At 68.3% G+C, this 6,694-nt stretch carries 7 protein-coding genes; 5 read left to right on the top strand and 2 right to left on the bottom strand.

The window, feature by feature from the left end; all coding sequences use genetic code 11:
* Window positions 1-573 precede the first annotated feature (573 nt).
* The gene (locus A7D27_RS26370; protein WP_044403449.1) at window positions 574-1,047 is read left to right on the top strand and encodes a Bro-N domain-containing protein; all 474 of its coding nucleotides are present in this window, start codon (window positions 574-576) and stop codon (window positions 1,045-1,047) included.
* Between the two features lie 18 nt (window positions 1,048-1,065).
* On the opposite strand, the gene A7D27_RS26365 is transcribed toward A7D27_RS26370, so the two are convergent.
* Complete coding sequence (locus tag A7D27_RS26365) at window positions 1,066-1,467, bottom strand: GFA family protein (RefSeq protein ID WP_069566621.1); 402 nt, start codon at window positions 1,465-1,467, stop codon at window positions 1,066-1,068.
* A 41-nt stretch (window positions 1,468-1,508) separates the two neighbouring features.
* On the opposite strand from A7D27_RS26365, the gene A7D27_RS26360 reads away from it, so the two are divergent.
* The 4 genes from A7D27_RS26360 (at window position 1,509) to A7D27_RS26345 (ending at window position 6,287) form a co-directional block, all read left to right on the top strand.
* Complete coding sequence (locus A7D27_RS26360; RefSeq protein ID WP_371914839.1) at window positions 1,509-2,489, top strand: AEC family transporter; 981 nt, start codon at window positions 1,509-1,511, stop codon at window positions 2,487-2,489.
* Window positions 2,490-2,757: 268 nt separating this feature from the next.
* A complete protein-coding gene (locus A7D27_RS26355) occupies window positions 2,758-4,065 on the top strand; it encodes a CitMHS family transporter (RefSeq protein ID WP_069562076.1) in 1,308 nt (435 codons plus the stop codon).
* Window positions 4,066-4,165: 100 nt separating this feature from the next.
* Complete coding sequence (locus tag A7D27_RS26350) at window positions 4,166-4,927, top strand: TerC family protein (protein ID WP_069562077.1); 762 nt, start codon at window positions 4,166-4,168, stop codon at window positions 4,925-4,927.
* Between the two features lie 169 nt (window positions 4,928-5,096).
* Window positions 5,097-6,287, top strand: coding sequence for an N-acetylmuramoyl-L-alanine amidase (locus tag A7D27_RS26345; protein WP_069566619.1), 1,191 nt, complete (start codon window positions 5,097-5,099; stop codon window positions 6,285-6,287).
* Window positions 6,288-6,337: 50 nt separating this feature from the next.
* Here A7D27_RS26345 and prfH read toward each other — a convergent pair.
* Window positions 6,338-6,694, bottom strand: a 357-nt coding sequence (gene prfH, locus A7D27_RS26340) for a peptide chain release factor H (RefSeq protein WP_139134202.1), incomplete at its 5' end; no start/stop codon positions are given.

Here is a 6,694-nt window from a genome sequence, read left to right as displayed (position 1 = left end):
ATCGCGCTCCACCGATCCACGCGGTCCCGCGCCGAAGCCACGGCCAACGCCCCGTAGGATGGCGCTGAGCGCAGCGATGCCCATCAAGCCGAGCGCAACAGGTGGTGCCACGGCCTGGCCGCGACGTGATGCGCTTCGTGGCCTCAGCGCATCCTACGGATCGTGTACAGCCCGACCGGGGGGGGTGGGCGGTGGGCGTTGGTGGATGTGAAGAGCGGCATCCAACCTACGCGGTGGGCGGCATCTTTACGTGGTTTCCTACAGCGCGGGATGAGGACGTTGGGGGAAATGGGTGGGTGTGCCTCCGTACAATCCGATTCCCCTGTGATCACGTTGTTTGGCCTGGTTCGGCTCTCTAGTGTCCGTCGCCGGTGCTCAACACACCTCTCACTTGGCGGTCCTCCGCACCCGATAGTCGCGGCGCTGGTCAAACAGCGGTCGTTCTGGCCGGGTAGCGCGCAGCCATAAAAGACTCCTTCGGGGGGAAATCTGCGGGCCGTTCCAAGTGCGGTGTTGAAGTACCCGGCCGCCCTCTCAACAAGGGCCCTCTCAACGACACTTGGAGATGCACTCATGAATGAGCTGCTCGACGACACCCCCATCCTCCAACCCCGTGTCTTCATCCGCCATCGCCGCCAGTTGCGGGCCTTTCTGCTGGATGACCAGGCCTGGTTCTGCGTGCGCGACCTGGGGCGGCTGATGCAGCACCCGCTGCTGGAGGACCGAATCCGCGCCAATCTCGATCCGGACCAGTGGCGCTGGGCCTGGTACCCGGACGGCGGCGGGGTGGCGGAGGAAGGTTTGCTGGTGAGCGAGTCGGCGGCCTATGGGGCGCTGATCCACTACTACCACCCGGAGAACCGCAGCATCCGCCAGTGGCTCACCCAGGAGGTGGTGCTGACGCTGCGCAGCGAGTGCCGGGGCGACCCGGTGCAGCCCCGGCAGGTGCAGCTCCACGGCACGGGCCAGCCGGTCAGCGTGCTGGAGTGGCAGGGCCGGGTCTGGGTGCCCTGTGGGGAACTGCCGAGGGTGCTGGCCTTGCGCTGATGGGGCGCTGTGGATAACTCACAGCGCCTCTTCCTGCTCCTCCGGCAGGTGCGGGTCGAGGGTCACCCAGGGCAGGCGGCTGCGCACCCAGATGTGGCGGTCGGCCGGAGCCTGGTGGACGTCGTCGAGGGTGGCCACGGTGACGTCGAGGCTGTCCGGGCTGAGGCTGGTGTAGAGCGCCAGGTGGCAGCCGCAATGGCCACAGAAGTAGCGGCTGCAGGTGGCGGAGGAGCGGTATTCCGCCGGCTGCCCGTGGAGCCAGGTGAACGCCGCGCGGGGCACGGTGATCCAGGTGGTCACCAGGCCGCCGGTGATGCGCCGGCAGTCGCTGCAGTGGCAGTGGGCGATGTCGGCCAGGGGGGCGTCGAAGCGGTAGCGCAGGCGGCCGCAGTGGCAGCCGCCGGTGTGTGCGGTGGTCATGGCGTGCTCCTTGGCAAAGGCGCAGCCTAGCGCGTTGCCGGTTGCGCCGTGAGGGCCGCGACGGACAAGATGCGGCCTTCGCCACCGGACAATCGGACGCGCCCGTGCTGACCCTGCTCCAGGCCCTCTGGCCCCTGTTCGCCCTGATCGTCGCCGGCCATGTGCTGCGGCGGGTCGACTTCCCCGGCGAGGCCTTCTGGCCGGCCGCCGAGCGTTTGAACTACTTCATCCTGTTCCCCGCGCTGCTGTTCAGCAGCCTGGCCACGGCGCCGCTGGACAACCCGGCGCTGCCGCGCCTGGCCCTGGCGGTGCTGCTGGGCCTGGGCCTCGGCTGGGCGGCGTTGCTGCTGGCGCGGCGCCTGCTGGGCTGGCCGGCGGCGCGCTTCGGGGCGATCACCCAGGGCGTGCTGCGTTTCAACACCTACCTGGGGCTGGCGGCCATCGGCAGCCTGTTCGGCCAGGAGGGGCTGGCCATTGCGGCGCTGATGCTGGCGCTGATGGTGCCGACGGTGAACCTGCTGTCGGTGTGGTCGCTGACTGCCGAGCGCGGGGTCAGCGCACGGGGCCTGCTGCTGCCGATGGTGAAGAATCCGCTGATCCTCGCCTGCCTGGCCGGTGCGGCCTACAACCTGACGGGGCTGGGCCTGGGCGGCGGGCTGGACCGGCTGCTCAACCTGCTGGCGGTGGCGAGCCTGCCCCTGGGCCTGCTCTGCGTGGGGGCGGCGCTGCAACCCCGCGAGCTGGGCGGCGAGCTGCCGGCCCTGGGCTGGAACTGCGCGGCGCGGCTGCTGGCGATGCCGGCGCTGGCCTTCGCCGTGGCGCGAGTGCTCGGGCTGCCGGCGATGGAGAGCAGCATCCTGGTGCTGTTCTTAGCCCTGCCGACGGCGCCCACCGCCTATGTGCTGACCCGCCAGTTGGGCGGCGACGGCCACCTTATGGCGGGGATCATCACCCTGCAGACGCTGCTTTCCGGCGCCACCCTGGTGGCCGTGCTGGCGCTGCTGCAAGCCGGGGCGGGCTGACCGCCCGTCCGGATTTCGCGGCACGTTCGCTGCCGGTTCGCAGCGAAAGCTGGCTGAAAGCTTCGCCCCTTAGCATCGCCCCACCGCCGGCACAGACCGGCCGCCCGGCGCTGCCCGTTCCGCGCCAGGCACCCCGACAACAACAAGATGGGTGATTGCCATGTTCCGCTCCTGCCGCCTCCCCGGCCTCGTTCCGCCCCCTCTCCGTACCCGACCCGCTGCGCGCTGACCGGCTCCCGTCCTCATCGCCTTTCGTCCGGAGATTCCCATGCTGACCTTCCTCGGTTTCGCCATGGTCATGACCTTCATGTTCCTGATCATGACCAAGCGCCTGTCCGCCCTGATCGCCCTGATCATCGTGCCCATCACCTTCGCGCTGATCGGTGGCTTCGCCGCCGGTATCGGCCCGATGATGCTGGAGGGCATCACCAAGCTGGCGCCCACGGGCGTGATGCTGATGTTCGCCATCCTCTACTTCGCCCTGATGATCGACTCGGGCCTGTTCGACCCGCCGGTGCGGGCGATCCTGCGGCTGGTGAAGGGCGATCCGCTGAAGGTGTCGATGGGCACGGCAGCGCTGGCGCTGATCGTCTCCCTCGATGGCGACGGTGCGACCACCTACATGATCTGCGTGGCGGCACTGCTGCCGCTGTACAGCCGCCTGGGCATGAGCCCGCTGATCATGGCGGGGCTGATCATCCTGGCCGGCGGGATCATGAACATGACCCCGTGGGGCGGCCCCACCGCCCGTGCGGCCAGTGCGCTGCACGTGGACCCGTCGGACATCTTCGTACCGATGATCCCGGCGATGGCGGCCGGTGCCGTGGCGCTGTTCGGCCTGGCCTGGGCCTATGGCAAGCGTGAGCGCGCCCGCCTGGGCGTGCTGCAACTGCCGGACCTGCCGGAAAGCCATGTGGACATCAGCGTGTCGCAGTTCCCCGAGGCGCGCCGGCCGAAGCTGCTGTGGGTGAACGCGGCGCTGACGGCGGCACTGATGGTGACGCTGATCCTCGGTCTGATGCCGCTGCCGGTGCTGTTCATGGTGGCCTTCAGCATCGCGATGATCATCAACTACCCCTGCCTGCAGCAGCAGAAGGAGCGCGTGGCGGCCCATGCCGGCAACGTGCTGGCGGTGGTGGGGCTGATCTTCGCGGCCGGTATCTTCACCGGCATCCTCTCCGGCACGGGGATGGTGGAGGCGATGTCCAAGAGCCTGCTGGCGGTGATCCCGCCGTCCATGGGGCCGTACATGGCGGTGATCACGGCGGTGGTGAGCATGCCGTTCACTTTCTTCATGTCCAACGACGCTTTCTATTACGGCGTGTTGCCGGTACTGACCGAGGCGGCGGGTCATTACGGCATCAGCCCGGTGGAGATGGCGCGGGCCTCCATCGTGGGCCAGCCGGTGCACCTGCTGAGCCCGCTGGTGCCCTCCACCTACCTGCTGGTGGGCCTGGCGAAGATCGAATTCGGCGACCACCAGCGCTTCACGTTGAAGTGGGCGGTTCTGATCTGCCTGTGTATCCTGCTCGCCGCGCTGCTGCTTGGGGTCTTCCCGCTATTCGGCACCCCGTGAGGGGCAGGCGCTTCCCTTACTCATCCCCGCCGGAAAGGCTCGCACTTTCCGGCGTGGCCGTGCTCAAACCTAGCTGTCGACACCACGAGGTATTCGCATCATGGAATGGCTGACCAGCCCGGAAATCTGGGTCGCCTTCTTCACCCTGACCGCCCTGGAGATCGTCCTGGGCATCGACAACATCATCATGATCGCCATCCTCGTGGGCCGCATGCCGCCGCACATGCAGGCACGCACCCGGTTCTTCGGCCTGGCGCTGGCGATGGTCACGCGCATCCTGCTGCTGTTGTCGATCACCTGGATCATGCGGCTCACCACCGACCTGTTCCATCTGTTCGGCCAGGGCATCTCGGGGCGCGACCTGATCCTGTTCTTCGGTGGTCTGTTCCTGCTGTGGAAGAGCAGCACCGAGATGTTCCACAGCCTGGAGGGTGAGGACGAGACCGAAGCCACGCCGGCCACGGGCGCCGCGCGCAACTTCATCGGCACCATCATCCAGATCGCCATCATCGACATCGTGTTCTCCCTGGACTCGGTGATCACTGCCGTGGGCATGGTTTCCCACGTGCCGGTGATGGTCGCCGCGATCATCGTCGCCGTGCTGGTGATGATGGCCGCCGCCGGCACCATCAGTGCCTTCATCGACAAGCACCCGAGCCTGAAGATGCTGGCCCTGGCCTTCCTGGTGGTGGTGGGCACCGTGCTCATCGCCGAGGCTTTCGAAGTCCACGTGCCGAAGGGCTATGTGTACTTCGCCATGGCCTTCTCCCTGGGCGTGGAGGCGCTGAACATCCGCATGCGCATCGCCCGTGGACGCAAGCAGGAGGCGGTGAAGCTGCGCAAGGACATCCCGGGGGAATAAGCCTGGGCGTGACCACCAGTTGAAACGAGAACGGGGCCGAAGGGCCCCGTTTTTTGTGGGTGCGAAACGCACGGCAGAGGGAACGTCGAGCCGGAGTCGGGCTGCCAAAAACGTTACTTTATAACATAATTGGCCGATCCCGCTTTCCTCGATGCGATGGAGCCCCCTCATGGATCGCCGTCATCTGCTCAAGTTCGTGCTCGCCGGTTTCACCCTGCCCTTCGCTGCCAAGGCCTCCGCCGCCCAGGCCGTCACCCAGGTTCGCAGTTGGCGGACGACCGACCGCCTGCGCATCGTGCTGGACCTCAGCGGCCCGGTGAACTTCCGCAGCTTCGCGCTGGCCGCGCCGGAGCGGGTCATCGTCGACCTGGACGACACCCGCCTGGACGCTCACCTGCAGGACCTGGCGCTGGGCCAGGGGCCGATCCGTTCGGTCCGCAGTGGTCTGCAGGGCCGCAGCACGCGGCTGGTGTTCGACCTGCAGGCCCCGGCGCAGTTGAGCAGCTTCCTGCTGCCACCTGGGGAGGGCAAGGGGCACCGGCTGGTGCTGGACTTCCAGCCGCTCACGCCACCCCCTGCGTTGGCGCCCGCCGCTCCGGCGGTCGCTCCTGCGGGCGGGCAGCGGGACATCGTCGTCGCCATCGACGCGGGCCACGGCGGCAAGGACCCGGGCGCCATCGGTTTCAACGGTGAGCAGGAGAAGGTGGTGGCACTGGCCATCGCCCGCCTGTTGGCCAGGAAGGTGAATGCCCAGAAGGGCTTCAAGGCCCACCTGGTGCGCAACGACGATGTGTTCGTGCCGCTGCGCAAGCGGGTCGAGATCGCCCGGCGGCGCAACGCCGATCTGTTCATCTCCGTCCATGCCGATGCGGCGCCCAGGCGCAGTGCCTCCGGGGCGTCGGTCTTCGCGCTGTCCCAGGGCGGGGCGACGTCCACCACGGCGCGCTGGCTCGCCGAGCGCGAGAACCGTGTGGACCTGATCGGTGCCGAGCGTCTGCTGTCGCTGAAGGACAAGGACCCGATGCTGGCCGGGGTGATCCTCGACATGTCGATGACCGCCACCATCGCCACCAGCCTGGACCTGGGCAAGAGCATCCTGGGCAGCCTGCAGGGTGTGGCGGGCGTGCACCAGAAGCGGGTCGAGCAGGCGGGCTTCGCCGTGCTCAAGTCCCCGGACATCCCCTCGGTGCTGGTGGAGACCGGCTTCATGTCCAACCCGAACGACTGCCGCCGGCTGATCGATGCCCGCCACCAGCAGCGGGTGGCGAACGCGATCTTCGACGGGGTGCACCGGCACTTCCGGGCAGCGCCGCCGCAAGGCACGTTGCTGGCCTCGATGAAGGCCAGCCAGAGCAGTTGATGGATCACCGATGACGCGCAGGTGCGGGCGAACCCGACCTGCGCGCGTGTTCACACCGGCTCGAACCGCTCGCCCTTGAAGCAGCGCACCGGGTTGCCCCGCTCCACCCGGTGGTGGAACAGGCGGCGCTCCGCGCGCAGGGCGCCGTCCGCCTCTTCGGCCCGTTGCGCCAGGCGCTGGCCGATGAGGAGGATGGCCAGGCGCTTGTTGGCGTGCTGGCTGCGCTCGCTCTGCACCTTGACGCTGATGCCGCTGGCCAGGTGGGTGGCGCGCACCGCCGAGTCGGTGGTGTTGACGTGTTGCCCGCCGGGGCCGGAGGCGCGCAGGGCTTCGAAGCGGATCTCGCCTTCGAGGCTGGCCGGTGGCGGGGCGAAGCGAGCCCCGCCGAAGAACCAGTTCTTGCGCCC

It is taken from the genome of Pseudomonas sp. 1D4, assembly GCF_001728925.1.
Classification (GTDB): Bacteria; Pseudomonadota; Gammaproteobacteria; order Pseudomonadales; family Pseudomonadaceae; genus Metapseudomonas; species Metapseudomonas otitidis.
The sequence above is the reverse complement of the archived record's forward strand: the minus strand, read 5'-3'. Positions and strand labels throughout refer to the sequence as shown.